The sequence below is a fragment of the Aeromicrobium stalagmiti genome (genome assembly GCF_013283745.1).
Taxonomy (GTDB): domain Bacteria; phylum Actinomycetota; class Actinomycetes; order Propionibacteriales; family Nocardioidaceae; genus Aeromicrobium; species Aeromicrobium stalagmiti.
Genome location: NZ_JABSTZ010000003.1, coordinates 305711 through 330799 on the forward strand (window position 1 = coordinate 305711; position 25089 = coordinate 330799).

Below are 25089 nucleotides of genomic sequence, written 5' to 3' on the forward strand. Positions count from 1 at the left end.
TCTGCCGTCGGCGCTGGAACGCCGGCCGTCAGTTGTTCGAGCCGTAGCTCACGTTCGACGTGCTGATCGGATCCTCGCCAGCGCTCTGCTGCGACTGCACGACACCCACGACGGTGGCTCCGGCCAAACCAAGACCGGCGATGAAAGCGACGATGCCGCCTGTGATTGTTCCCACGTTGAGTCCCTCCCTCAATCTGCTTCCATGTTACCAGCGAGTCAGGGTCATCCGGCAACTCATCGCGCGCCGCGCGGCCGCCGTCGGGCGGTCCCGACCGCGGCTAGGCTGACGGACACCATGTCGAGCCCTGCACGCACCGCGATCGCCGTCCTCCGGACCGCGCGTCCGCGCCAGTGGAGCAAGAACGTCCTGGTCCTGGCCGCTCCCCTGGCCGCCGGGGTCGAGTGGACCGGCGGAACCATCGTCGACGTCGCCGGGACGTTCGTCGCGTTCACCCTGGCCGCCTCGGCGATCTATCTCGTCAACGACGTCGTCGATGCCGAGGAGGACCGGCTCCACCCGCGCAAGCAGCGGAGGCCTGTCGCGGCGGGCGAGCTGCGACCCGGCACGGCGGTGATGTGCGCGGGACTGTTCGTCGGCCTCGGGATCGGGATCGGGGTGCTGATCGAGCCGCGGCTCGCCGCGACCCTGACGGCGTACGTCGTGCTGCAGGTCGCCTATGCCCTGTGGCTCAAGGAGCAGCCGGTCGTCGACCTGGCGATCGTCGCCAGCGGGTTCCTGCTGCGGGCCATCGCCGGCGGCGTCGCGATCGACGTCCCGCTCTCGCAGTGGTTCCTGCTCGTCGCCTCGTTCGGGTCGCTGTTCATGGTGGCGGGCAAGCGCTACTCCGAGCTGCGCAGCATGGGCCCGGCCGCGGGCACCCGCAAGACGCTCGAGGTCTACTCCGAGTCCTACCTGCGATTCGTCTGGGGGCTGGCCGCCGCGGTCACCGTCACGGCCTACAGCCTCTGGGCGTTCGAGATCTCGACCGGCAGCGACATCAACTGGCAGGCGATCTCGATCGCACCGTTCGTCGTCGGGCTGCTGCGCTATGCCGTCGACATCGACCGCGGTCTCGCCGGCGAGCCCGAGGAGGCCGTGCTCCGCGATCCCGGCCTCCAGGTGCTGGGCCTGGCCTGGCTCGTGGTCTTCGCGATCGGGGTCTACTCCTCGTGACCCGATCGATCCTGTCCGGCTGGGGCGGCACGAGCCCCTCGGCCTCCGACATCGTCCGACCCACCGACCTCGCCACGCTCCGCAGCGCGCTCACCACCCCGGGGCCACGCGGGGTCATCGCGCGCGGGCTCGGCCGCAGCTACGGCGACCCCGCCCAGAACGCCGGCGGCAGCGTCCTCGACCTGACCGGCTGGGACGCGATCCTCGACGTCGACGTGCACGCGCCGACGGTGCGGGTCCAGGCCGGGATCAGCCTCGACCGGCTCCTGCGCGCGATGCTCCCCCTCGGGCTCTGGCTGCCCGTCGTGCCCGGCACCCGGCAGGTCACCGTGGGCGGCGCGATCGCCGCAGACGTGCACGGCAAGAACCACCACGTCCACGGCAGCTTCGGCCGTCACGTCGTGTCGATGGACCTGCTGCTCCCGTCCGGGGACGTGGTCTCGCTGACACCTGAGGGTGACGACCCCGACCTGTTCTGGGCCACCTGCGGGGGGATGGGGCTGACCGGCATCGTGCTTGCTACGACGATCCGGCTCCAGCCGGTCGAGACGTCCTCCTTCGTGGTCGACACCGAGCGCACGCCCGACCTCGCGACCCTGCTCGAGCGGCTCGCGTCCGGCGACGACGCCTACACCTACTCGGTCGCCTGGTTCGACACCTCCACCCGGGGCCCGTCCCTCGGCCGGTCGGTCATCACCCGCGGCCGCTCGGCACGCGTCGAGGATCTCGACCCGTCACGGCGCTCGCACCCGCTCGACTTCGCCGCGCCGCAGCGAGGACGTGTCCCGTTCATCCTTCCGACCAGCGCGGTCAACCGGCTGAGCGCCAGGGCCTTCAACGCCCTCTGGTACGCCAAGGCACCCCGCCACCGCACGGGCGAGGTGCAGGACATCACCCAGTTCTTCCACCCGCTCGACGTGGTGGGCGACTGGAACCGGCTCTACGGCCCCAGGGGGTTCTGCCAGTACCAGTTCGTCGTGCCCGACGCCGAGGTCGCTGCCTTCACGTCGGCCGTCGAGGCGATCGCCGCGTCGGGGCACGTGTCGTCCCTCAACGTGCTCAAGCGGTTCGGCCCGGCGAGCCCGGCTCCCCTGTCGTTCCCGATGCCGGGCTGGACGCTCGCGGTCGACCTGCCGGTGCGGCCGGGGCTCGACGCCCTGCTGGACCACCTCGACGCCCTGGTCGTGGAGGCCGGCGGACGGGTCTACCTCGCCAAGGACTCCCGCACCTCGCCCGCGACGCTGCGCCGGATGTATCCGCGCCTCGACGAGTTCCTGACCGTCCGTCGCCGCGTCGATCCCCACGGCGTGCTCCGATCCGACCTGTCCCGACGACTCGACCTGTGAGGTCTTCACGATGATCAACGCCCTCGGTGCCCCCCAGCACCTGCTCCTGCTCGGCGGCACGTCCGACATCGCCCTGGCGATCGCGCGCGAGTACGCGCGGGTCTCTCCTGCCCTGCGGGTGACGCTCGCGGCGCGACCCGGGGCGCGGCGCGATGCCGCTGTGGCGTCGCTGACCGCCGCCGGGTGCACCGCGGTCGCCCTGGACTTCGACGCGCTCGACACCGCCGCGCACGGCACGCTGCTCGACGGCGTCACGGTCGACATCGACGTCGCCGTCGTCGCGTTCGGCCTCCTCGGCGACCCGGAGCAGGCCTGGACCGAAGTCGAGGCGGCCCGTGAGCTCGCGGCCGTCAACTACGTCGGCGCGGTCACGACCGGCGTCGCGCTGGGCGCCCGCGTCCGCGCCCAGGGGCACGGCGTCATCGTCGCCCTGTCGAGCGTCGCCGGTGAGCGTCCACGCCGGTCCAACTTCGTCTACGGCTCGACCAAGGCCGGCATGGACGCGTTCTACACCGGGCTCGGCGAGGCGCTGCGCGAGCACGGCGGGCGGGTCCTCGTCGTGCGTCCAGGCTTCGTGCACTCCCGGATGACCGAGGGGCTCGATGCCGCACCGCTGGCGACGACGCCCGAGGCGGTGGCCCAGGCCGTCGTCGAGGCTGTCCGCGACGGCAAGGAGCAGATCTGGGTGCCCGGCACGATGCGGGCGGTCATGTCAGGGCTTCGGCACCTGCCGCGGTCGGTGTTCCGCCGGCTTCCGGTGTAGCCGACTCCAGGCGCCCCTGAGCGCGCCCAGCAGCGCGAGCAGGACGACGAGGCCGGCGACGGCCCACGTCACCGTCATCAACCTCCGGTCGTCGGGGTCGACGGTCGTCGCGCGGGCGCCGTCGAGCCCCACGAGCCGCAGGCCCTCGCCGCCGACGGGGATCGACCGGGACGACGCAAACGGCTTCGCTGCTTCCTGCGCGCCCGGCGCATCCGTCTCGATCACCACGATCCCGATGCCGGCTCGCGCCAGCCGCCGCGGGACGTTGCGTCCCTCGTCGAGGATCCGGCCGATCCGCGCAGCCCGCGGGTCCTCCCCCGCGATCGTCTGCCCGGACACCTCGAGCTCGTCGTTGGTGACCGTCGTGCGGTCGAAGAAGCGACCGGCCGGGTCGAGCACCGGCGTGCGGTCGTTCCAGGCCGGCGCCCGGTAGGCCGAGAAGGGCAGCACCAGCACGTCGCCCTCGATCGACGTCTTCTCGATGATCCGCCGTGCGTCGCTCCACGACGACGGGTACGTCGTGGGCTCGAGACGACCACCCACGCCCCACGCCATGTCGGGGATGGCTGCGAACGGCACCATCAGCGCGAGGACGACGGTCGGGACCTCCCACGCGGTGAACTCAGCGCGGTCGAAGAGGGCGTGGACGCCCGTGCCGAGCGCCACGGCCTCCAGCGGCACCAGCAGCGCGAGCCACCGGGTGCCGTCGCGGACGATGCCTCCGCCCGGGACGTCCCCGACGATCCGGGCGACGACGTCGGGGGCCAGCCAGCCGGCGAGCGCGACGACCAGACCGATGCTCCCGGCCACGGCGAGGCCCGTCAGGAGCTCCTGGTCGTCCTGCCACATCGTCACCAGGCCGACGATCATCACCGCCGCGAGCGCGATGCCGATGACGACGGCGACCAGCAGGGTCCGCGACGTGGGCACGACGTCGGTGTTCCAGATGCCGCCGAGGCTGAGGGCCGAGCCGAGTCGCACGAAGTAGCCCTCGCCCTGCAGGTCGAACAGCCGGACGGCCGCCGGGTCGGTGCGGGCGATCGAGGCGTGCAGCAGCCCTGACACGATCCACGGACCGTTGACCAGCGCCGCCAGGCACACCAGACGCACGACGCCGGAGCGGCGGCCCACGGCCACCGCCAGGACCAGCCCCATCACGCCGGTGACCGGCGACAGCGCGGTCGCAGCCAGACACAGGGTCACCACCGACCAGCGCGGCCCGTCACGTGACACCAGCGTGCCGATGAGCCACGGGAACGCAGCCAGCGCCACGATGACCGGCCACTGCCCCAGCACGAGACGCTCGGCGACGTACGGGTTCCAGACCGAGAAGGTGGCGGCGGCGAGCTGGGCGACCAGGAACTGCTTCCTGAGCAGGCGTGCGGCGCCGAGCGCGAGCAGGAACAGCGCGCCGACGAGCACGAGGCGCTGCACGAGCGCGGCCGGCAGCGCGGCACCGGCGAGCGCCACGACGGCGTCGGACGGCACGGCACGCGGCAGACCGGATCCGAGGCCCCAGACCTCCGGTCGGTCGAGGTCGAGGTGGGGCACCCACACCATGTCGTAGGACAGGATGTGGCCGCCGCGCAGCCACGGCGCCACGATCGCCAGCGTCAGCAGCACGCACCAGACGGGCACGACGGCTCCACGTACGTCCAGCTCGCGCCACTGCCGCATGTTCGCCCCTGCTCCTGGTCTGACCGTCCCCCGGCTATTGTGCCGTGGTGAGGTCCGCGCGTACGACGATGACCGGCGGAACCCTCGTGGCCGCCGGGATGATGGGCATGAACATCGCGGTCTACGGCTTCAACGTCGTCTCGGCCCGCCTGCTCGTCCCCCAGGAGTTCGGCGCCCTCACCGCGCTGTTCGGCATCATCCTCGTCGGCACCGTCACCGCCCTCGGGCTCCAGGCCGTCACCGCGCGGCGCCTGGCCGTCGACCCGGACCGGGCCGACGAGATCATCAGCGCCACGGTCCGCGTGACGCTCATGGTCGCCGGCGCGGTCGGCCTGGTCGTCGCCCTCGCGACCGTCGGCCTCACCCCGGCGCTCAAGCTCGACTCCTACTGGCCGGTCGTGCTCTGCGGCGCCGCGCTCGTCCCGCTGACGATCATGGGCGCACAGTGCGGCATCGCGCAGGGCCAGGAGAAGTGGGGCGCGCTGACCGCGATCTATCTCGGCAACGGCATCGGCCGGCTCGTCGGCGGGACCATCGGCCTGGTCATCTCGGCGACGCCGACCTCGGCCATGGTCGGTCTGGCGATCGGGTCGTGGCTGCCGGTGCTGGCCGGCGCCCGCCTGCTCACCGGTCACGGATCGCCCGGCGACCTCGTCAGCCGCAAGCCCCTGCTGCGCGAGGCGCTGCTGTCGACCCATGCGCTGCTCGCCTACTTCGTCCTCAGCAACATGGACTCCCTGATCGCCCGCAACCGCTTCGACGAGCACGACAGCGGCCTCTACGCCTCCGGCCTGATCCTGGCCAAGGCGGCCCTGTTCTTCCCGCAGTTCGTCAGCGTGGTCCTGTTCCCCGACCTCGCCAGGGCGACGACGCACCACGCCCGCCTGCGGGCCGTGTCGCTCGTCGCCGGCTTCGGGGCGCTCGCCGTCCTTGCCACGGCCGTCCTGCCCCGTGTCGCCCTGATCCTGGTGGGCGGCGACCAGTATGCCGAGATCACCGACCGGCTCTGGCTGTTCGCCGTCGCAGGCTCCTCGCTCGCCGTCGTGCACCTGCTGGTGTTCGACGCGCTCGCCCGCCACGCCCACGGCATCGTGGTGATGATCTGGGGAGCGGTCGTCGCGGTGCTCGCGTCGGCCTACGGCCTCGGCGTCGGCATCACCGGGCTCGTGCTGACGATGGCATCGGTGTCTGCCGTGCTGGCGATCGTCGTCTACCTCGCGCCGCTGCCCTCCGGCGAGCCACCGCAGGACTGAGCAGACCCGGCCACCGACCTAGTGGCCGGCCTCGTGCCACGTGCGTCCGACACCGACCGAGACGTCGAGCGGCACCGAGAGGTCGGCGGCCGAGGCCATCTGGTCGCGCACGAGCTGCTCGACCTGGTCCTTCTCCCCCGCGGCGACCTCGAGCACGAGCTCGTCGTGCACCTGCAGCAGCATGCGCGACGTCAGCCCGGCCTCGTCGAGCGCCCGCTCGACGCCCAGCATCGCGACCTTGATGATGTCGGCGGCCGATCCCTGGATCGGGGCGTTGAGCGCCATGCGCTCGGCCATCTCACGCCGCTGCCGGTTGTCGCTCTGCAGGTCGGGCAGATAGCGCCGGCGCCCCATGATGGTCTCGGTGAAACCGGTCTGGCGGGCCTCGTCGACGACGCCCCGCAGGTAGTCGCGCACACCGCCGAAGGTCTCGAAGTAGTCGTCCATCAGGGCCTGCGCCTCGCCGGTCGTGATGCTGAGCTGCTGGCTCAGGCCGTAGGACGACAATCCGTAGGCCAATCCGTAGTTCATGGCCTTGATGCGGGCCCGCAGGCCTCCGTCGATGTCGGAGGGATCGCGCTCGAAGACCTTCGCCGCCATGACCGTGTGGAAGTCGTGGCCGGATCGGAACGCCTCGATGAGGTCGGCGTCCTCCGACAGGTGGGCCATGATGCGCATCTCGATCTGGCTGTAGTCGGCTGTCACCAGCGTGTCGAAACCGGCGCCGACGCAGAACGCCTCGCGGATGCGCCGCCCCGACTCGGTGCGGATCGGGATGTTCTGCAGGTTCGGGTCGGCCGAGCTCAGCCTCCCGGTCGCCGCGATCGTCTGGGCATAGGTCGTGTGGATGCGACCGTCGGGCTGGACCGTCTTCTGCAGTCCTTCGACGGTCTGCCGCAGCCGGGTGACGTCACGGTGGGCCAGCAGCGCGGCGAGAAACGGGTGCTCGGTCTTGACGAACAGCTGCTGCAGCGCCTCGGCGTCGGTCGTGTAGCCGGTCTTGGTGCGCTTGGTCTTGGGCATCTCGAGCTGCTCGAAGAGCACCTCCTGCAGCTGCTTGGGCGAGCCGAGGTTGACCTCGCGTCCGATGGCGTCGTAGGCGTCCTGCGCGGCGGCCAGCATCCGCTCGGTGAACTCGGCGTGCAGCGTGTCGAGGTGCTCGCTGTCGACGCCGATGCCGCGCGCCTCCATGCGGGCCAGGACGTCGACGAGCGGCAGCTCGAGGTCGCGCAGCAGCGTCAGCGGCTCCTGCTGCTCCAGCTCGGTCTCGAGCACGCCCCACAGGTCGAGGGTGGCCCGCGCGCGCTGGCCCGCGGTCTCGGCACCGGCCGAGTCGTCGTCGAAGGCCAGCTGGCCCGAGTCGTCACCGACCCCCAGCTCGCGCTTGAGGTAGCGCAGCGACAGGTCGGCGAGGTCGTACGACCGCTGGTCGGGCTTGACGAGATAGGTCGCGAGCGCCGTGTCGGCCCGGACGCCGGCCAGGGTCCAGCCCTGCGCGGCCAGCGCGTGCACCTGGCCCTTGACGTCGTGCAGCACCTTGGGGCGGTCGGCGTCGGCGAGCCAGGCCTTCAGGGCGGCGTCGTCGGCCGGGTCGAGCGTGCTGGTGTCGATCCAGGCCGCTGCACCGTCGGCCGCAGCGATCGCGACCGCGTCGGCGCGGGGGGCCACGGGGCGCAGGACGCCCGTGACGTCGAGGCCCACGGCATCGGTGGCCGCGTGCTCGTCGAGCCACGGCTGCACCTGCCCGGCGCCCAGCACCGTGACGTCGATCGAGACGCCGGTGTCGGTCGCCACCTGCTCGTCGCCGCCGCCGAGGTAGTCGAACAGACGGGTGCGCAGCGCGGCGAACTCGAGCGCGTCGAACACCGTGTGGATCGCGTCGCGGTCCCACTCGGTGCTGAACGCCAGGTCGGCGGGTCCGGCCGGCAGGTCGAGGTCGCGGATCAGGGCGTTGATGCTGCGGTTGCGGATGACGTCGTCGAGGTGGGCCCGCATCGACTCACCGGCCTTGCCGGGGATCTGGTCGACCTTGGCGATGATCTCGTCGAGCGAACCGAACTGGCCGAGCCACTTGGCCGCCGTCTTGGGACCGACGCCGGGCACGCCCGGCAGGTTGTCGCTCGTCTCGCCCACCATCGCGGCGATGTCGGGGTAGTTGGCCGGCGCGACGCCGTACTTGTCCTGCACGGCCTCCGGGGTCATGCGAGCCAGGTCGGAGACCCCCTTGCGCGGGTAGAGCACCGTCGTCGTGCCCGTGACGAGCTGCAGCGCGTCGCGGTCGCCCGTGCAGATCAGGACCTCCATGCCGGCGGCCTCGGCCTGCGTCGCGAGGGTGCCGATGATGTCGTCGGCCTCGAAGCCGTCCTTCTCGAACGTCTGGATGTGCAGGGCGTCGAGGACCTGCTTGATCAGCGGGATCTGGCCGGTGAACTCCTGCGGCGACTTGGAGCGGTTGCCCTTGTAGTCGGGATACTGCTCGAGCCGGAAGGTCTGGCGCGAGACGTCGAACGCGACGGCGACGTGCGTCGGCGCCTCGTCGCGCAGCACGTTGATCAGCATCGACGTGAAGCCGAAGACGGCGTTGGTGTGTTGCCCTGTCGTCGTCGCGAAGTTGTCGACGGGGAGGGCGAAGAAGGCACGGTAGGCGACGGAATGGCCGTCGATCAGCAGGAGGCGGTCCACCCGGTCGACTCTAGTCGGAGCCGCCGACGTTCTGGCTAGGGCCGGGGGCGGACGCCGCGCGCCTGGCCCTGACGACGACGCAGGGTGCGCCGGACGGCGATCAGCTTGCCCGTGTCACGCGAGTTGGTGGCCTTGGTCGTCAGCCGGGAGCGCAGCTTGCTCGACTGGATCGCCCGCAGCACCGCGATCTGGTTGAAGCCGATCTTGGTGAGGTAGCGGTGCGGCTCGCGCGAGTGCACGGGGATCGCCGCGACGACGATCTCGCAGTTGTGGTCCTCGCCGTAGCTTGCCGCCGCCGACAGCAAGGTCGAGGCCACTGACCGGCGACGAAAACGGGGCGACACCTGGATCTCGGTGACGATGAGGATGCGCGTGAGGTTGATCGGCGTCAGGGTGCCGATGTCGCACACCGTCGCGCCGACGATCTCACCCTCGACCAGGGCGACGATGATGCGCTTGTCGGGGCGGCTGAGCGCCAGGTCGAGCGCCGCGGCTGCCTCGGCGATGCCGGGCTGGCGCCACAGCGACTGCTGGGTGAACGCCTCGGAGCCCTCGTCGACGCTCGCGCCGGCGCACTCGGTCCACAGCGCGACGAGAGCGCTGGCGTCCTCGCGGTCTGCGTCCCGGAGAACGATGTGGGGTCGGGCCGACATGCCGTTCCTGCCTCTCGTCCTGGACGCTCCTGCGCCGCCAGCGGTCGAGATGACACACTACGCGCTGGGCTGGAACGTCATGCCCGGTTGAAGACTCAATCGTCGAGGGAGACCATACATGTTCGTCGGCTTCGGCACGGTCACCAACATCGTGGCCGTCGTCGCCGGGTCCGGCCTGGGGCTGCTCATCGGCCATCGCCTGAGCCCTCACGTCCGCACCACCGTGACGTCCGCGCTCGGCCTCGTCACGCTGCTCATCGCCGCACAGGCGGCGATGCAGGTCGCAGACCGCGACCTGCGCGACGCCGTCGGCTCGAGCGCCCCGATGCTGATCGTCCTGGGCTCGCTCGTCCTCGGCGGCATCATCGGCTCGCTGCTGCGGCTGGAGGAACGGCTGGAGTCGTTCGGTGGCGTCCTGCAGCGACGGCTGACGCGGGGCGAGGCCGGCGAGGCCCGCGATCGGTTCGTCGAGGGGTTCGTCATCAGCTCGCTCGTGTTCTGCATCGGGCCGCTGACGATCCTCGGGGCGATCAACGAGGGCCTGGGCAACGGCGCCGACCAGCTGCTCCTCAAGTCGACGCTCGACGCCTTCGCGGCGCTGGCGTTCGCCGCCTCGTTCGGCATCGGCGTCATGGCGTCCGCCGTCTCCGTCGCCCTCATCCAGGGATCGTTGACGGTGCTCGGCGCGCTGCTCGGCTCGTTCCTGCCCGACGCCCACCTCGTGGCGTTGACCGCCACGGGCGGACTCATCCTGGTCGGCGTCGCGATGCGCCTGCTCGACCTCAAGGCGATCGCGGTCGCCGACCTGCTGCCCGCCCTCCTGGTCGCGCCGCTGCTGTGCCAGCTCGCGATCGCGGTGCGCTGAACGGCTCACAGCAGATCGCAACCCAACTGTTACCTCAATCGGACTTTTGGGCACACCGGTGACTCCGGGTTGTGGCTATAGTCCAGAGACCAACAAGCCACACCCCGGTAAGCCGACAGGAGTTCATGCGTGCGATTGCGACTCGCGGCCCTACTAGCAGCAGCACTGGGGACGTCACTCCTCCTCATGCCCGCCACGGCCATGGCCGAGACGACACCCACCCCGACACCGACGACGGGTGGTGCCGCACCTGACAAGAACCCCATCGTCGAGGGCGCCAACATCACCGTCACGCTGAAGGACCTCAACGCGGGCAAGGGTGAGCCGAAGCCGGTCCCCGGAGTCTCGCTGACGGTCTTCAAGGACAGCGCGACCGGCGAGGAGCAGGGCACCCAGGTCACCGACCAGACCGGCCGGGTGAGCATCGGCATCCCCGGCAACGGCAAGTACGTCGTCGTCCTCGACCCCAAGACGCTGCCCGACGGCGTCAAGCTCAGCGGCAAGGGCGAGACGACCAAGACCGTCCAGGTCAAGCTGGCCTCGTCGAACTTCGTGCAGTTCCAGATCGGCGCCGTCGTCGTCGAGAAGGCGTCACTCGGCAGCAAGATCATCGACGGCACGCGCTCCGGCGTCATCAGCGGACTGCTGATCGCGCTCGCGGCGCTGGGCCTCTCCCTGATCTTCGGCACGACCGGGCTCACCAACTTCGCGCACGGCGAGCTGATCACGTTCGGCGCGATCGCGACCTATGTCTTCAACCGCGGCTTCGGGCTGCCGGTCATCGCGGCCGGCGTGCTGGCGGTGGTCGCCTCAGCTGCCTTCGGCTTCCTGCAGGACCGAGGGCTGTGGCGCCCGTTGCGCAACCGCGGCACGGGCCTGATCGCCATGATGATCGTGTCGATCGGCCTGGCGCTGTTCATGCGCAGCATCTTCCAGTACGGCTTCGGCGGATCGACCAAGACGCTCTCGGAGTACGTCGTCCAGGGCCGCGACAGCTACGGCCCGATCGACCTGTCGCACAAGGAGATCGCGATCGTCCTCGTCTCCGTGCTGACGATCGCCATCACGTGCATCGCGATGATGCGCACGCGACTCGGCAAGGCCATGCGGGCCGTCTCCGACAACCCGGCGCTGTCGGCGTCGTCCGGCCTGCGCGTCGACGGCGTCATCTCCGCCGTGTGGGTGCTCGGCACCGCGCTGACCGGCCTGGCGGGCGTGCTTCTCGCCGTCCAGCAGCAGGTCAACTTCCAGATGGGCTTCAACCTGCTCCTGCTGGTGTTCGCCGGCGTCACGCTCGGCGGCCTCGGCACGATCTGGGGCGCTCTCATCGGCTCGCTGATCATCGGCCTCATGGTCGAGCTCGGGCCGGTGTTCGGCGTGCCGGCGTCGATCAAGGAGGTCGGCGCGCTCGCCGTCCTGATCCTGATCCTCCTCGTCAGGCCTCAAGGCATCCTCGGCAAAGCCCAGCGGATCGGATAGGGCAACCTCATGGATTTCGGAACCATCATCGACGCCGCCTTCTCGGCGGCCTTCGGACCCCAGGCCATCGTCTTCGCCCTCGCGGCGATCGGGCTCAACGTGCACTTCGGCTACACCGGACTGCTCAACTTCGGCCAGGCCGGCTTCATGTCGATCGCGGCCTTCGGCCTCGCGGTCACGGTCGTCACCTGGGACCTGCCGTTCTGGCTGGGCATCATCGTCGGCATGATCGCAGCGGTCATCCTGGCCCTGATCCTCGGCGTGCCGACCCTGCGACTGCGCGCCGACTACCTCGCGATCGTCACGATCGCGACGTCGGAGATCCTGCGGCTCGTGTTCGGCGCCGTCGAGTTCAAGGACACGTTCGGCGGGTCCAACGGCCTCACCGGCTTCGTCCGGCCCTACCAGAACCTCAACCCCTATGGCGGAGGCATCGACCTCGGCATCGTCTCGTTCAGCCGCAACGACCTCTGGTCGATCACGGTCGGTTGGTCCCTCGTCGCGCTGTGCTGCCTGCTGGTCTGGGCCGTCATGCGCAGCCCCTGGGGTCGCGTGCTCAAGTCGATCCGTGAGGACGAGGACGCCGTCCGCTCGCTCGGCAAGAACGTCTTCGCCTACAAGATGCAGGCGCTCGTGCTGGGTGGACTGTTCGGCGGTCTCGCCGGCATCTTCCACATCCTCAAGCAGGGCTCGGCCGTGCCGACCGACTTCAACACGACGTTCACCTTCTACGCCTACGCCGCCCTGCTGATCGGTGGCGCCGCACGGGTCCTCGGACCCGTGGTCGGCTCGATGATCTTCTGGTTCCTCATCGCCGGCATCGGCTCGTTCTTCAGCGAGGCGACCAAGGGCTCCAGCCCCGTGATCCCCGACTGGATCATGACGTCCGACCAGTCCAGCCTCATCCGCCTGATCCTGCTCGGACTGGGACTCATGCTGCTGATGATCTTCCGACCACAGGGGATCTTCGGCGATCGAAGGGAGATCGCAATCGATGGCCGCTGAACTCAGTGACGCCCGCGCAGCACTCGCCGGTGTCTCCAACGAACCCGGCGCACCCAAGCCCGACCCGATCATCACGGGCAGCAACATCACCCGGACGTTCGGTGGCCTCAAGGCCGTCGACGTCGAGAAGATCGAGATCCAGCGCGGTGTCATCACCGCACTGATCGGGCCCAACGGCGCCGGCAAGACCACCCTGTTCAACCTGCTGACCGGCTTCGACGAGCCCGACAGCGGACAGTGGGCGTTCAACGGCACCGAGCTCGGCAAGGTGCCGGCCTTCAAGGTCGCCCGGCTCGGCATGGTGCGTACGTTCCAGCTCACCAAGGTGCTCGCCAAGCTCACCGTCATCGAGAACATGCGTCTCGGTGCGACCGGGCAGCGGGGCGAGAAGTTCTTCTCCGCGATCTTCAAGTCGCTGTGGAGCTCGCAGGAGGACGCCAACACCAAGCGGGCCGACGACCTGCTCGCCCGCTTCAAGCTCGACGCCAAGCGCGAGGACTTCGCCGGATCGCTCTCCGGCGGTCAGCGCAAGCTCCTGGAGATGGCCCGCGCGCTCATGGTCGACCCCGAGCTGATCATGCTCGACGAGCCCATGGCCGGCGTCAACCCGGCGCTCAAGCAGTCGCTGCTGGGGCACGTCAAGTCGCTGCGCGACGAGGGACGCACCGTCCTGTTCGTCGAGCACGACATGGACATGGTCCGTGACATCTCCGACTGGGTCATCGTCATGGCCCAGGGCCAGATCGTCGCCGAGGGCACACCCCAGTCCGTCATGGCCGACCAGCGCGTCATCGACGCCTACCTGGGCGCTCACCACGACACCGACATCACCGAGATCGACGTCGAGGACCTCGAGGCCGAGGCCGACGCCGAGCTCGACGCCGAGGAGAAGAAGGCATGAGCGAGACACCCACCACGACGTCCGAGCGCGACAAGCACCTCGCCAACGCCGACGGTGCCGTGCTGCGCGCGGACAACCTCATCGCCGGCTACCTGCCGGGGGTCAACATCCTCAACGGCGCCGACCTCTACTGCCAGCCCGGCGAGCTCGTCGGCATCATCGGCCCCAACGGCGCCGGCAAGTCGACACTGCTCAAGGCGCTGTTCGGCCTGGTCAAGATCCACGAGGGCACCGTGACCCTCAAGGACGGCGAGATCACCAACCAGCGCGCCGACCAGCTCGTCACCAAGGGCATCGGCTTCGTCCCGCAGACCGAGAACGTCTTTCCGAGCCTCACGATCGAGGAGAACCTGGAGATGGGCTGCTACCAGGAGCCCAAGAAGTTCCAGGAGCGGTTCGACTTCGTGACCGACCTGTTCCCTCGCCTCGGCGAGCGGCGCAAGCAGCGCGCCGGACAGCTCTCCGGCGGTGAGCGCCAGATGGTCGCCATGGGGCGCGCCCTCATGATGGACCCGTCGGTGCTGCTGCTCGACGAGCCGTCAGCCGGCCTCTCCCCCGTCCTGCAGGACGAGGTGTTCGTGCAGACGCGCAACATCAACAAGGCCGGCGTCTCGGTCATCATGGTCGAGCAGAACGCCCGCCGCTGCCTGCAGATCTGCGACCGGGGCTACGTGCTCGACCACGGCACGACGGCGTACTCCGGCACGGGCCGGGCCCTGGTCAACGACCCCCGCGTCATCGAGCTCTACCTCGGCACCCTGGGGCAGAACGACGACTGAGCCCCACCCACGAATGCCACGAAGCCCCGGTCAGCACCTGCTGACCGGGGCTTCGTGCAACCGGGGGGGGGGCACGTACCTGGCTGCAGATTCTGGACAGCCGGCACGACAGAGGGCCCCGGTGCCGAAGCACCGGGGCCCTCCTGCTCAGCTGATCAGATCAGCGTCACGGTCGATCAGATGTTGCCGGCGATGTACTTGACCGGGCTGATCTTGTTCTTGCCGTCGTACTCGTAGATGCCGATCGAGGCGGCCGTGGGGCTGCCCGTCTCGCCGAGCTCGATCGGACCGGAGACACCGTCGTAGTCGATGTCAGCCTTCGCGTCGGCCTCGAGCAGCTTGGCGCACGCCTCGAACGAGTCGCACTTCTCGCCGCCCTTGGTGACGTTCGGGATCTCCTTGGCGATGGCCTCACCGGAGTCGTCGCCCGCAACGATCGCTGCGAGAGCCGACACGACGGTCGCGTCGTAGGACTCGGCCGAGTAGGAGTAGTCCTTCAGCTTCGGGTCGACGGTGGCCAGACGGTCCTTGAAGTCCGTCGTCGCCTCGGCGCCCGGGATCGTGCCCTTGGTGCCCTTGAGGGTGCCGTCGGGCAGCGAGGCAGCATCGCCCTTGCCGTAGTTGGCCGTGTTGCCGTCGACGAAGTACGTCGGGACGTCCTGCGGGCCGGCGCCGGCCTGGATCAGCTTGGGGATGATCGTGGTGGTCTCCTCGAACGCGATGAGGACGACGGCGTCGGCCTTGGCATCGGCGATCTCGGTGATCTGGCTGTCACCCGGGCCGGTCTTCTCGCTGTAGAGAACGCTGGCGGCGACGGTCGAACCGGCGTCCTCGAGGTTCTTGGTGACCTCCTTGGCCAGCGTCTCGCCGTAGGCGTCCTGGCGGGCCAGGATGGCGACGTTGGAGCGTCCGTCCTCGATGAGGAGGTTGGCGAGCACGGCACCCTGGAGGATGTCGGACGGCGCCGTACGGAAGTAGAGGTCGGGCTTGGCGTAGTCACCCTCGTCGAACGAGGTCGACGTGTTGGCGGGCGAGAACTCCACGACGCCGGCCGACATGATCTTGTCGATGACGGTCAGCGAGACGCCCGAGGACGCGGCGCCGACGATGACGTCGGACTTGGCCTTGAGGAGCTTGTCGGTCTCGGCCGGGGCGATGCCCGAGTCGGTGTCGCCCGAGTCGCCCTTGACGCCGACGACGTCCTTGCCGTTGACGCCACCTGCGGCGTTGATGTCCTTGATCGCCAGGTCGACACCGGCGAACTCCGGAGGGCCGAGGAAGGCGAGGCTGCCGGTCTGCGGCAGCAGCTGACCGATGGTCAGCGTTCCGTCGCCCTTGGCCGGAGCGGCGGACGTCTCGTCAGCGCTGGCACCGTCGCTGTCGCTACCACCACAGGCAGCGAGAACGAGTGCGCTCGCGGCTGCGACGGCAGCCAGGCGAATCGTTGTGGTACTGCGTTTCATCAATCCTCCGGATGTGTAGAAAGCCCGTGGCGCGTGCCAACGTGCGTGTACGTACGGACGAACCTAGTCTTCCGGGGGGTCATTTGTGTCAAGGATCCGTGCACGGCCGGTTAAGTCACCATTTTGTAACCGAGCCGGAGCAATCCTGCAGGATCAGGGCATCATTCGGCGGATTTGCCCAGCGCAGGACCGTGGTCGATGACCCCTTGGGCCACCTGCAGCATCGTGAGCCGCAGGTCCATCGCGGTGCGCTGGATCCAGCGGAACGCGTCGGGCTCGCTGATCTGCAGGGCCTCCTGGAGCAGTCCCTTGGCGCGCTCCACGGCCTTGCGGGTCGCGAGCTGGTCGGACAGGTCGCCGACCTCGCGCTCCAGCGCCGTGATCTCGGCGAACCGGCTGCGCGCCATCTCGATCGCGGGCACGAGATCGGACTTGGTGAAGGGCTTGACCAGGTAGGCCATGGCACCGGCCTCGCGCGCCCGCTCGACCAGCTCGCGCTGGCTGAAGGCCGTCAGCATCACGACGGGGGCGATCCGGGCCTGGGCGATCTGCGCGGCGGCGGCGATCCCGTCGAGCTTGGGCATCTTGACGTCCATGACGACCAGGTCGGGGCGGTGCTGCGTCGCGAGCTCGACGGCGGCCTCGCCGTCAGCCGCCTGTCCGACGACCTCGTAGCCCTCCTCGGCGAGCATCTCGGCGAGGTCGAGGCGGATCAGCGCCTCGTCCTCGGCGATCACGACGCGAGGAGACGTGGTCGGTCCCGATGAGGGAGGCATGGAGTTCACGTGAGAAGGTTATACGGCCTCGTCAGAGGCTTGCCGAGTTGGCGGAATGGTAGACGCGACGGTCTCAAAAACCGTTGTCCGAAAGGGCGTGCGGGTTCGAGTCCCGCACTCGGCACACGGGTGTTGACACGCCGTCCCCGGTGGTTCGCCCGGGTCGGCACAGCGGTCGGAAAACAATTGCCGCACATTGTCCCGATTCGCCACGGGGAGGCCGCCTCCTCCAGCACAATCTCCTCAGGAGGGTTTGACCGCACAGGAGCCGCATGCGTTCGGACCGAGGGAACACCAACATCTCGTCGATGACCTATTTCGTCCTGGACACGCCCGGGCAGCCGGGCGAGCTCGCACGCGTCAGCCTGCGGGGCGTCGCCGCCTTCTACGAACCGGTCACCGACTCGTGGATCAACGACCCGCTCCTGGCACCGGAGATCCTCGCCGCCGACGTCTGGCGACCGGCACGGGTCGACGAGCTCCCGCCCGGCATCGTCGTCGACGACCCCGCTGCCCCTGAGGCGAAGCCGTCCCGCCGGAGGCGCACCCGCAAGCGCGGCCGGCCGGGGACTCACGCGGCGTAAGCGGGAGCTACGCGTCGACCTCGGGATCGGTGTAGGCCGGGACGACGCCGTTGATCGCGTCGCCCATGTTGTGGATGCGCAGCGCATTGGTCGATCCGGGGATGCCCGGAGGGCTGCCGGCGACGATGACGACCTGCTGGCCCTCGCTGCATCGCTCGATCTCCAGGAGGGCCCGGTCGACCTGCAGCACCATGTCGTCGGTGTGCTTGACCTCCGGCACCGTGAACGTCTCGATGCCCCAGCTGAGCGCGAGCTGACGGCGTACCAACGGGTCGGGCGTGAACGCGATGACCGGTACGCGCGAGCGGTAGCGGGTCATCCGGCGGGCCGAGTCGCCGCTGGTCGTGAACGCGACGACGAAGCGGGCGTCGACCGCCTCGGCGACCTCGGAGGCCGCGCGGCAGATGATGCCGCTCTTGGTCTTGGCCTTCCAGGTGAACGCGGCCATGCGGGGCAGGCCGTGGTCCTCGGTCGACTCCACGATGCGCGCCATCGTGTGCACCGTGTGGATGGGGTACTCCCCCACGCTGGTCTCGCCCGACAGCATGACGGCGTCGGCACCATCGAGGACGGCATTGGCGACGTCGGAGGCCTCGGCGCGCGTCGGCCGGGGCGCCGAGATCATCGACTCGAGCATCTGGGTCGCGACGATGACCGGCTTGGCGTTGCGGCGGGCCTTCTCGACGATGAGCTTCTGGACGATCGGCACGTCCTCGAGCGGCAGCTCGACCCCGAGGTCACCTCGGGCGACCATGACGCCGTCGAACGCGTCCATGATGCCGTCGAGGTTGTCGACCGCCTGGGGCTTCTCGATCTTGGCGATGACGGGGCGGTGGATGCCCTCCTCGACCATGATCTTGCGGACGTCCTCGTAGTCGTCGGCCGAGCGCACGAACGACAGTGCGATGAAGTCGACGCCGAGACGCAGCGCGAAGCGCAGGTCGTCGATGTCCTTCTCGCTCATGGCGGGGACGCTGACCATGACGCCCGGCAGGTTGATGCCCTTGTTGTTGCTGACCGGACCGCTGGTCTCGACCTCGCAGGTCACGTCGGTCGCGGAGACCTCCTTGGCGCGCAGCCGCATGCGGCCGTCGTCGATGAGGATCTCGTCGCCGGGCGACACATCGCCGGGCAGTCCCTTGTAGGTCGTCGAGCAGCGGTTGACGTCACCCAGGATGTCGTCGACCGTGATCGTGAACGTCGATCCGGCCTCGAGCTGCACGGGTCCGTCGGCGAAGCGGCCGAGCCGGATCTTGGGGCCCTGGAGGTCGGCGAGGATCGCGATGGCCTTGCCCGTGGTCTCGGCGGCCTCGCGCACCCACGTGAAGTTCTGCTCGTGGTCGGACTGGTCGCCGTGGCTCATGTTGAGACGTGCGACGTCCATGCCGGCCTCGGCCAGCTTGAGGATCTTGTAGGCGTTGCCGACGGCCGGGCCGAGGGTGCAGACGATCTTTGCTCTTCTCACGTGCCCACCCTAGTTCGGTCGGGTGGTTACCGGCGAGTCAATTTTGTGGTTTCACACAACAAACTCAGACAGCCTCGGTCTACCGCCCCCGCAAGCGGGGGCGGTGAGCCGAACCGTCTCCGGCAGGTCAGACCGTGAGCGGACGCGCGTTCGGCGGGATCGGCGCCGGGAGGTTGGTCGAGCCCGAGAGGTACGCGTCGACGCCAGCGGCGGCCGAGCGTCCCTCCGCGATGGCCCACACGATCAGCGACTGGCCGCGACCGGCGTCACCGGCGACGAAGACGCCGTCGACGCTCGACATGTAGGACTTGTCGCGCTTGATGTTGCCGCGCTCGTCGAGCTCGCAGCCCAGCTGGTCGACCAGGCCCTCGGTCTGGGGACCGGTGAAGCCCATCGCGAACAGCACGAGCTGCGCCGGGATGTCCTTCTCGGTGCCCTCGATCTCGGTGAGCTTGCCGTCGACGAACTCGACCTCGACGAGGCGCAGCGCGCTGACGCGACCGTCCTCGTCGCCGACGAACTCCTTCGTCGAGACCGAGTACACGCGGTCTCCCGCCTCCTCGTGGGCCGAGGAGACGCGATAGATCATCGGGTAGGTCGGCCACGGCTGGTGACCGGGACGGTCCGTGCCCGGGTTGGGCAGGATCTCCAGCTGGGTGATCGAGCGGGCGCCCTGGCGCACCGACGTGCCGAGGCAGTCGGCACCGGTGTCGCCGCCGCCGATGATGACGACGTCCTTGTCGGTCGCGAGGATCTGGTCGGAGCCGTCCGAGGTCGCAGGCTCGCCGAGCGCGACCCGGTTGGCCTGGGGCAGGAACTCCATGGCCTGGTGGATGCCAGCCAGCTCGCGGCCCGGGGCCGGGAGGTCACGACGGATCGTGGAGCCGATCGCCAGGACGACCGCGTCGTAGCGGTCACGCAGCTGCGAGCCCGTGAGGGTGTCGCCGATCTGGACGCCGGTGCGGAACACCGTGCCCTCACGCTCCATCTGGTCGATACGACGCTCGACCTGGATCTTCTCCATCTTGAACTCGGGGATGCCGTAGCGCAGCAGTCCGCCGGGCTTGTCGTCGCGCTCGTAGACCGCGACGGTGTGACCCGCACGGGTCAGCTGCTGCGCGACCGCGAGCCCCGCGGGGCCGGAGCCCACGACGGCGACGGTCTTGCCGGTCAGCCACTCCGGCGGCTCAGGCTTGACCTGACGGTCGTCCCACGCCTTGTCGATGATCGAGACCTCGACGTTCTTGATCGTCACGGCGTCACGGTTGATGCCGACGACGCACGCCGTCTCGCACGGCGCCGGGCACAGGCGACCGGTGAACTCCGGGAAGTTGTTGGTCGCGTGGAGACGGTCGAGAGCCTCGTCCCAGTCGTCACGCCAGACCAGGTCGTTCCACTCCGGGATCAGGTTGCCCAGCGGGCAGCCCGAGTGGCAGAACGGGATGCCGCAGTCCATGCAGCGTCCGGCCTGCTCGGAGATGATCGGCAGCAGGGCCTTGCCCGGGCCACCGGGGTAGACCTCGTTCCAGTCCTTGACGCGCTCCTCGACGGGACGACGCTCCGCGACCTGGCGGGGAGTGTTGATGAAACCTCTGGGATCAGCCACGTGCGGCCACCTCCATCATGCGTGCTGTGGTGTCTTCCTCGGACAGGCCTTCGGCCTCGGCGGCGTCACGCGCCTCGAGCACCAGCCGGTAGTTGACCGGCATGATCTCGGTGAAACGGGCCAGCGACTGCTCCCAGTGCGCGAGCAGGTGCTCGGCGACGACCGAGCCCGTCTCCTCGTGGTGCTTGCGGATGAGCTCGTGGAGCTCCTCGGCGGTCGCCTCGGGCACGGGGCGCGTCTCGACCATGTCGCGGTTGACGAGGTCCTCGTCGAGGTCGAGGACGTACGCCGACCCGCCGCTCATGCCGGCCGCGACGTTGCGGCCGGTCGGGCCGAGGATGACGACCCGGCCTCCGGTCATGTACTCCAGCGCGTGGTCGCCCACGCCCTCGACGACGGCGCTGACGCCGGAGTTGCGGACGCAGAAGCGCTCGCCGACCTTGCCGCGCAGGAAGATCTCTCCCCCGGTCGCGCCGAAGCCGATGACGTTGCCGGCGACGATCTGCGCCTCGGCGGTGAACTGGGCGTCGCGCGGCGGGCGCACCACGATGCGTCCACCGGAGAGGCCCTTGCCGACGTAGTCGTTGCCGTCGCCCTCGAGCCGCAGGGTGATGCCCTTCGGGACGAACGCGCCGAACGACTGACCGGCCGATCCCAGGAACGTGATGTCGATCGTGTTCTCGGGCAGGCCCTCGCCGCGGTAGCGCTTGGTCACCTCGTGACCAAGCATCGTGCCGACCGTGCGGTTGACGTTGCGGATGTCGACCTGGGCCCGGACCGGCTCGCCCCGCTCGAGCGCGTCGGCGCTCAGCGCGATGAGCTCATTGTCGAGCGCCTTGTCGAGCGCGTGGTCCTGCGTCGTCGTGTTGTGCAGGGCAGCACCCTCGGGCAGCTCGGGCACGTAGAAGATCGGCGACAGGTCGAGCCCGTCGGCCTTCCAGTGCTCGACCGCCTTGTTGGCGTCGATGACCTCGGCGTGGCCGACAGCCTCCTCGATCGACCGGAAGCCGAGCGCCGCGAGGTGCTCGCGGACCTCCTGGGCGATGTAGGTGAAGAAGTTGACGACGTACTCGGCCTTGCCGGAGTACTTCTCGCGCAGCACCTTGTTCTGCGTCGCGACGCCCACGGGGCAGGTGTCGAGGTGGCAGACGCGCATCATGATGCAGCCGCTGACGACCAGCGGGGCGGTCGCGAAGCCGAACTCCTCGGCGCCCAGCAGCGCCGCGATGATGACGTCGCGGCCGGTCTTGAGCTGTCCGTCCGCCTGCACGACGATGCGGTCACGCAGGCCGTTGATCAGCAGGGTCTGCTGGGTCTCGGCGAGACCGAGCTCCCACGGACCACCGGCGTGCTTGAGCGACGTCAGCGGCGACGCGCCTGTGCCGCCGTCGTGCCCGGAGATCAGGACGACATCGGCCTTGGCCTTGGAGACGCCCGCGGCGACCGTGCCCACGCCGACCTCCGACACGAGCTTGACGTGCACACGTGCCGAGGGGTTGGCGTTCTTGAGGTCGTGGATCAGCTGCTTGAGATCCTCGATCGAGTAGATGTCGTGGTGCGGAGGCGGCGAGATGAGGCCGACGCCCGGCGTCGAGTGACGCGTCTTGGCGACCCACGGGTAGACCTTGGGGCCGGGCAGCTGACCGCCCTCGCCGGGCTTGGCACCCTGCGCCATCTTGATCTGGATGTCGTCGGCGTTGGTGAGGTACTCCGACGTGACGCCGAAGCGTCCCGACGCGACCTGCTTGATCGACGAGCGGCGCTCGGGGTCGTACAGGCGATCGGGGTCCTCGCCGCCCTCTCCGGTGTTGGACTTGCCGCCGAGGCGGTTCATCGCGATCGCGAGGGTCTCGTGCGCCTCCTGGCTGATCGACCCGTACGACATCGCACCGGTCGAGAAGCGCTTGACGATCTCGGAGACCGGCTCGACCTCGTCGATCGAGACCGGCGGACGCAGGCCCTCCTTGAAGCCGAACAGGCCGCGCAACGTCATGAGCCGCTCGGACTGGTCGTCGACCCGCGACGTGTACTGCTTGAAGATCTCGTACGAGCCGGAGCGCGTCGAGTGCTGCAGTCGGAAGACCGTCTCGGGGTCGAACAGGTGCTCAGGACCCTCACGGCGCCACTGGTACTCGCCGCCGACCTCGAGCTGGCGGCGCGGACCGGCGATGCCGCTGGTCGGGTAGGCCTTGAGGTGCCGGGCCCGGACCTCCTCGGCGATGACGTCGAGACCGACGCCGCCGAGCTTGGACGACGTGCCGGTGAAGTAGGCGTCGATGACCTCGTGGGACAGGCCGACGGCCTCGAAGATCTGCGCTCCGGTGTAGGACGCGACGGTGGAGACGCCGATCTTGCTCATGACCTTGAGCACGCCCTTGCCCAGGCCGTAGGCGACGTTGCGCAGGGCCTTGGCCGGCGCGACGCCCTCGACGAAGATCTTCTCGCGCGCGAGGTCCTCGGCGGACTCGAGCACCAGGTAGGGGTTGACCGCCGTGGCGCCGTAGCCGATGAGCAGCGCGACGTGGTGGACCTCGCGCACGTCGCCGGCCTCGATGATGAGCCCGGCCTGCGTGCGGAGCTTCTCGCGCACCATGTGGTGGTGCACCGCACCGGTCAGCAGCAGCGACGGGATCGGGGCGAGATCGGCGTTGGAGTGCCGGTCGGACAGGACGATGATGCGGGCGCCGTTGGCGATCGCCTCGGACACCTCGGCGCAGATCGCCTCGAGCTTGGCGCGCAGCGCCTCTCCCCCGCCGGCCACGTCGTAGAGGCCACGGACGACGTGCACCGAGAAGCCCGGCATGTCGCCGTCCTTGTTCATGTGCCGGATCTTGGCGAGCTCGTCGTTGTCGAGCACGGGGAACGGCAGCTGCAGCATGCGGCAGGACGCGGCGCTGGGCGCGAGCAGGTTGCGCTCGGGCCCGATCGTGCCGGCCAGCGACGTGACGACCTCCTCGCGGATCGCGTCGAGCGGCGGGTTGGTCACCTGGGCGAACAGCTGCGAGAAGTAGTCGAACAGCTGGCGCGGACGGTCCGAGATCGCCGCGATGGGCGTGTCGGTGCCCATCGAGCCGATCGCCTCGGCGCCGGTGCGCGCGATCGGCGCGATGAGGATGCGCAGCTCCTCCTCGGTGTAGCCGAAGACCTGCTGGCGACGCGTCACGGACGCGTGGGTGTGGACGATGTGCTCGAGGTCGGGCAGGTCCTCGAACCGCACCAGGCCGGAGTAGAGCCACTCGTCGTAGGGGTGCTCCGAGGCCAGGGTGTTCTTGATCTCGTGGTCCTCGATGATGCGGTGCTCGTCGAGGTCGAGCAGGAACATCTTGCCCGGCTCGACCCGTCCCTTGCGGATGATCGACGTCTGGTCGATGTCGAGGACACCCGCCTCGGAGGCGAGCACGACGAGACCGTCGTCGGTCACCCAGTAGCGTCCCGGGCGCAGACCGTTGCGGTCGAGGACCGCGCCGATCTGGGTGCCGTCGGTGAAGCAGACCGCTGCGGGCCCGTCCCACGCCTCCATGACGGAGGAGTGGAACTCGTAGAACGCCCGGCGGGCGGGGTCCATGTCGGTGTCGTTCTCCCACGCCTCGGGGATCATCATCATGACGGCGTGCGGGAGGGTGCGACCGCCCAGGTGCAGGAGCTCGAGCACCTCGTCGAACGAGGCGGTGTCGCTGCCGTGCGGGTCGCAGATCGGGAACAGACGCTGCATGTCGCCGGGGATCAGGTCGCTCTCGAGCAGCGCCTCACGCGCCCGCATCCAGTTGCGGTTGCCGCGGGCGGTGTTGATCTCGCCGTTGTGGGCGACGAACCGGAACGGGTGCGCGAGCGGCCAGCTCGGGAACGTGTTGGTGGAGAAGCGGCTGTGGACGATCGCCAGCGCCGACTCCATGCGGGTGTCGCTCAGGTCGGGGAAGAAGCCCTCGAGCTGGTCGGTCGTCAGCATGCCCTTGTAGACCAGGGTGCGGCTCGACAGCGACGGGAAGTAGACCTCGAGCTCGTGCTCGGCGCGCTTGCGCAGGCCGAACGCCGCGCGGTCGAGGGCGATGCCGCTGAGCGGCTCGCCGGCCGAGGCCAGGAACATGAGGGCGAACGACGGCATCGCGCCGCGCGACATCGAGCCGAGGATCTCGGGGTTGACCGGGACGTCGCGCCAGCCGAGGACCGTCAGGTTCTCCTCGACGGCCATGGCCTCGATCGCGGCGCGCGCCTCGGCGGCAGCGGACTCCTCGAGCGGCAGGAACGCCATGCCGCACGCGTAGGAGCCGGCCTCGGGCAGCTCGACGCCGCCGACGGCCCGCAGGAACGTGTCGGGGACCTGGATGAGGATGCCCGCGCCGTCACCGGTGTCAGGCTCTCCGCCGACCGCACCACGGTGGTCGAGGTTGCGCAGGGCCGTGAGCCCCTTGGCCACGATGTCGTTGCTGGCCACACCGGTCAGGGTCGCGACGAAGGCGACTCCACAGGCGTCGTGCTCGTTGGCCGGGTCGTACAGGCCCTGAGCAGGAGGTAGAACAGAAAAAGGCTGGGCACGCATGCTGTGGCCCTCTCTCACGTCATCAATGGTCACGAATACTTCGTACCGGGGACGACATTGGCCTCGGACAGCATCCCAAGA

Annotated in this window: 19 protein-coding genes and 1 tRNA gene; 11 read left to right on the plus strand and 9 right to left on the minus strand. The window is 69.4% G+C overall.

Features of this window, described 5'->3' with window-relative positions; translation table 11 throughout:
- Positions 1-28: 28 nt before the first annotated feature.
- Positions 29-175, minus strand: coding sequence for a hypothetical protein (locus HQK15_RS13855; RefSeq protein WP_173492067.1), 147 nt, complete (start codon positions 173-175; stop codon positions 29-31).
- 120 nt (positions 176-295) lie between these two features.
- On the opposite strand from HQK15_RS13855, the gene HQK15_RS13860 reads away from it, so the two are divergent.
- The 3 genes from HQK15_RS13860 to dprE2 are packed head-to-tail and all read left to right on the plus strand — an operon-like array spanning position 296 to position 3283.
- A complete protein-coding gene (locus HQK15_RS13860) occupies positions 296-1174 on the plus strand; it encodes a decaprenyl-phosphate phosphoribosyltransferase (protein ID WP_173492068.1) in 879 nt (292 codons plus the stop codon).
- Positions 1171-2520 (plus strand): decaprenylphosphoryl-beta-D-ribose oxidase, encoded by a 1350-nt coding sequence (gene dprE1 / locus HQK15_RS13865; protein WP_367649185.1) that lies wholly within the window; start codon positions 1171-1173, stop codon positions 2518-2520. The genes HQK15_RS13860 and dprE1 overlap by 4 nt, the downstream gene beginning before the upstream one ends.
- A gap of 10 nt (positions 2521-2530) precedes the next feature.
- Positions 2531-3283, plus strand: a complete 753-nt coding sequence (dprE2, locus tag HQK15_RS13870; RefSeq protein ID WP_173492069.1) for a decaprenylphospho-beta-D-erythro-pentofuranosid-2-ulose 2-reductase — start codon at positions 2531-2533, stop codon at positions 3281-3283.
- Here dprE2 and HQK15_RS13875 read toward each other — a convergent pair.
- On the minus strand, positions 3233-4960 hold the full coding sequence (locus HQK15_RS13875; protein WP_173492070.1) for an MmpA family trehalose lipid delivery protein: 1728 nt from the start codon (positions 4958-4960) through the stop codon (positions 3233-3235). The two genes, dprE2 and HQK15_RS13875, sit on opposite strands and share 51 nt — an antisense overlap.
- A 47-nt stretch (positions 4961-5007) precedes the next feature.
- Between HQK15_RS13875 and HQK15_RS13880 the strand changes: the two genes are divergently transcribed.
- Positions 5008-6213: an MATE family efflux transporter gene (locus tag HQK15_RS13880; protein ID WP_173492071.1), complete on the plus strand. Its 1206-nt coding sequence runs from the start codon at positions 5008-5010 to the stop codon at positions 6211-6213.
- 18 nt (positions 6214-6231) lie between these two features.
- On the opposite strand, the gene polA is transcribed toward HQK15_RS13880, so the two are convergent.
- Together polA and HQK15_RS13890 are read right to left on the minus strand one after the other, a co-directional pair.
- Positions 6232-8895 carry a DNA polymerase I gene (gene polA, locus HQK15_RS13885; protein WP_173492072.1) on the minus strand — a complete coding sequence of 888 codons (2664 nt, stop codon included), beginning with the start codon at positions 8893-8895 and terminating at the stop codon, positions 6232-6234.
- 35 nt (positions 8896-8930) lie between these two features.
- Positions 8931-9548 (minus strand): GNAT family N-acetyltransferase, encoded by a 618-nt coding sequence (locus tag HQK15_RS13890; protein WP_173492073.1) that lies wholly within the window; start codon positions 9546-9548, stop codon positions 8931-8933.
- Between the two features lie 118 nt (positions 9549-9666).
- Here HQK15_RS13890 and HQK15_RS13895 point away from each other — a divergent pair, with 118 nt between their 5' ends.
- The 5 genes from HQK15_RS13895 (at position 9667) to HQK15_RS13915 (ending at position 14577) form a co-directional block, all read left to right on the plus strand.
- Positions 9667-10413 carry a DUF554 domain-containing protein gene (locus tag HQK15_RS13895; RefSeq protein ID WP_173492074.1) on the plus strand — a complete coding sequence of 249 codons (747 nt, stop codon included), beginning with the start codon at positions 9667-9669 and terminating at the stop codon, positions 10411-10413.
- A 186-nt stretch (positions 10414-10599) separates the two neighbouring features.
- Positions 10600-11892: a branched-chain amino acid ABC transporter permease gene (locus HQK15_RS13900; RefSeq protein WP_173492075.1), complete on the plus strand. Its 1293-nt coding sequence runs from the start codon at positions 10600-10602 to the stop codon at positions 11890-11892.
- A gap of 9 nt (positions 11893-11901) precedes the next feature.
- Positions 11902-12897, plus strand: a complete 996-nt coding sequence (locus HQK15_RS13905) for a branched-chain amino acid ABC transporter permease (protein ID WP_173492076.1) — start codon at positions 11902-11904, stop codon at positions 12895-12897.
- Positions 12887-13798 (plus strand): ABC transporter ATP-binding protein, encoded by a 912-nt coding sequence (locus tag HQK15_RS13910; protein WP_173492077.1) that lies wholly within the window; start codon positions 12887-12889, stop codon positions 13796-13798. The genes HQK15_RS13905 and HQK15_RS13910 overlap by 11 nt, the downstream gene beginning before the upstream one ends.
- On the plus strand, positions 13795-14577 hold the full coding sequence (locus HQK15_RS13915) for an ABC transporter ATP-binding protein (protein ID WP_173492078.1): 783 nt from the start codon (positions 13795-13797) through the stop codon (positions 14575-14577). Before HQK15_RS13910 ends, HQK15_RS13915 begins: the two co-directional genes overlap by 4 nt.
- Positions 14578-14753: 176 nt before the next feature.
- Here HQK15_RS13915 and HQK15_RS13920 read toward each other — a convergent pair whose 3' ends face one another.
- Both HQK15_RS13920 and HQK15_RS13925 read right to left on the minus strand, forming a co-directional pair.
- The gene (locus HQK15_RS13920) at positions 14754-16040 is read right to left on the minus strand and encodes an ABC transporter substrate-binding protein (RefSeq protein WP_173492079.1); all 1287 of its coding nucleotides are present in this window, start codon (positions 16038-16040) and stop codon (positions 14754-14756) included.
- Positions 16041-16201: 161 nt separating this feature from the next.
- The gene (locus HQK15_RS13925; protein WP_173492251.1) at positions 16202-16816 is read right to left on the minus strand and encodes an ANTAR domain-containing response regulator; all 615 of its coding nucleotides are present in this window, start codon (positions 16814-16816) and stop codon (positions 16202-16204) included.
- Between the two features lie 41 nt (positions 16817-16857).
- Between HQK15_RS13925 and HQK15_RS13930 the strand changes: the two genes are divergently transcribed.
- Positions 16858-16940 (plus strand) — tRNA-Leu (locus HQK15_RS13930).
- Positions 16941-17124: 184 nt separating this feature from the next.
- Positions 17125-17400 carry a hypothetical protein gene (locus HQK15_RS13935; RefSeq protein ID WP_173492080.1) on the plus strand — a complete coding sequence of 92 codons (276 nt, stop codon included), beginning with the start codon at positions 17125-17127 and terminating at the stop codon, positions 17398-17400.
- A 7-nt stretch (positions 17401-17407) separates the two neighbouring features.
- Here HQK15_RS13935 and pyk read toward each other — a convergent pair whose 3' ends face one another.
- The 3 genes from pyk to gltB form a co-directional block, all read right to left on the minus strand.
- The gene (gene pyk, locus HQK15_RS13940) at positions 17408-18865 is read right to left on the minus strand and encodes a pyruvate kinase (RefSeq protein WP_173492081.1); all 1458 of its coding nucleotides are present in this window, start codon (positions 18863-18865) and stop codon (positions 17408-17410) included.
- 127 nt (positions 18866-18992) lie between these two features.
- Complete coding sequence (locus tag HQK15_RS13945; RefSeq protein WP_173492082.1) at positions 18993-20471, minus strand: glutamate synthase subunit beta; 1479 nt, start codon at positions 20469-20471, stop codon at positions 18993-18995.
- Positions 20464-25008: a glutamate synthase large subunit gene (gene gltB / locus HQK15_RS13950; protein WP_173492083.1), complete on the minus strand. Its 4545-nt coding sequence runs from the start codon at positions 25006-25008 to the stop codon at positions 20464-20466. Before gltB ends, HQK15_RS13945 begins: the two co-directional genes overlap by 8 nt.
- Between the last annotated feature and the right edge of the window lie 81 nt (positions 25009-25089).

Coding starts and splice junctions, on each gene's coding strand:
- HQK15_RS13860 (WP_173492068.1), top strand. CDS start 296: ATGTCGAGCCCTGCACGCACCGCGATCGCCGTCCTCCGGACCGCGCGT.
- dprE2 (WP_173492069.1), top strand. CDS start 2,531: ATGATCAACGCCCTCGGTGCCCCCCAGCACCTGCTCCTGCTCGGCGGC.
- HQK15_RS13875 (WP_173492070.1), bottom strand. CDS start 4,960: ATGCGGCAGTGGCGCGAGCTGGACGTACGTGGAGCCGTCGTGCCCGTC.
- HQK15_RS13890 (WP_173492073.1), bottom strand. CDS start 9,548: ATGTCGGCCCGACCCCACATCGTTCTCCGGGACGCAGACCGCGAGGAC.
- HQK15_RS13895 (WP_173492074.1), top strand. CDS start 9,667: ATGTTCGTCGGCTTCGGCACGGTCACCAACATCGTGGCCGTCGTCGCC.
- HQK15_RS13900 (WP_173492075.1), top strand. CDS start 10,600: ATGCCCGCCACGGCCATGGCCGAGACGACACCCACCCCGACACCGACG.
- HQK15_RS13905 (WP_173492076.1), top strand. CDS start 11,902: ATGGATTTCGGAACCATCATCGACGCCGCCTTCTCGGCGGCCTTCGGA.
- HQK15_RS13910 (WP_173492077.1), top strand. CDS start 12,887: ATGGCCGCTGAACTCAGTGACGCCCGCGCAGCACTCGCCGGTGTCTCC.
- HQK15_RS13915 (WP_173492078.1), top strand. CDS start 13,795: ATGAGCGAGACACCCACCACGACGTCCGAGCGCGACAAGCACCTCGCC.
- HQK15_RS13920 (WP_173492079.1), bottom strand. CDS start 16,040: ATGAAACGCAGTACCACAACGATTCGCCTGGCTGCCGTCGCAGCCGCG.
- HQK15_RS13925 (WP_173492251.1), bottom strand. CDS start 16,816: ATGCCTCCCTCATCGGGACCGACCACGTCTCCTCGCGTCGTGATCGCC.
- HQK15_RS13935 (WP_173492080.1), top strand. CDS start 17,125: ATGACCTATTTCGTCCTGGACACGCCCGGGCAGCCGGGCGAGCTCGCA.
- gltB (WP_173492083.1), bottom strand. CDS start 25,008: ATGCGTGCCCAGCCTTTTTCTGTTCTACCTCCTGCTCAGGGCCTGTAC.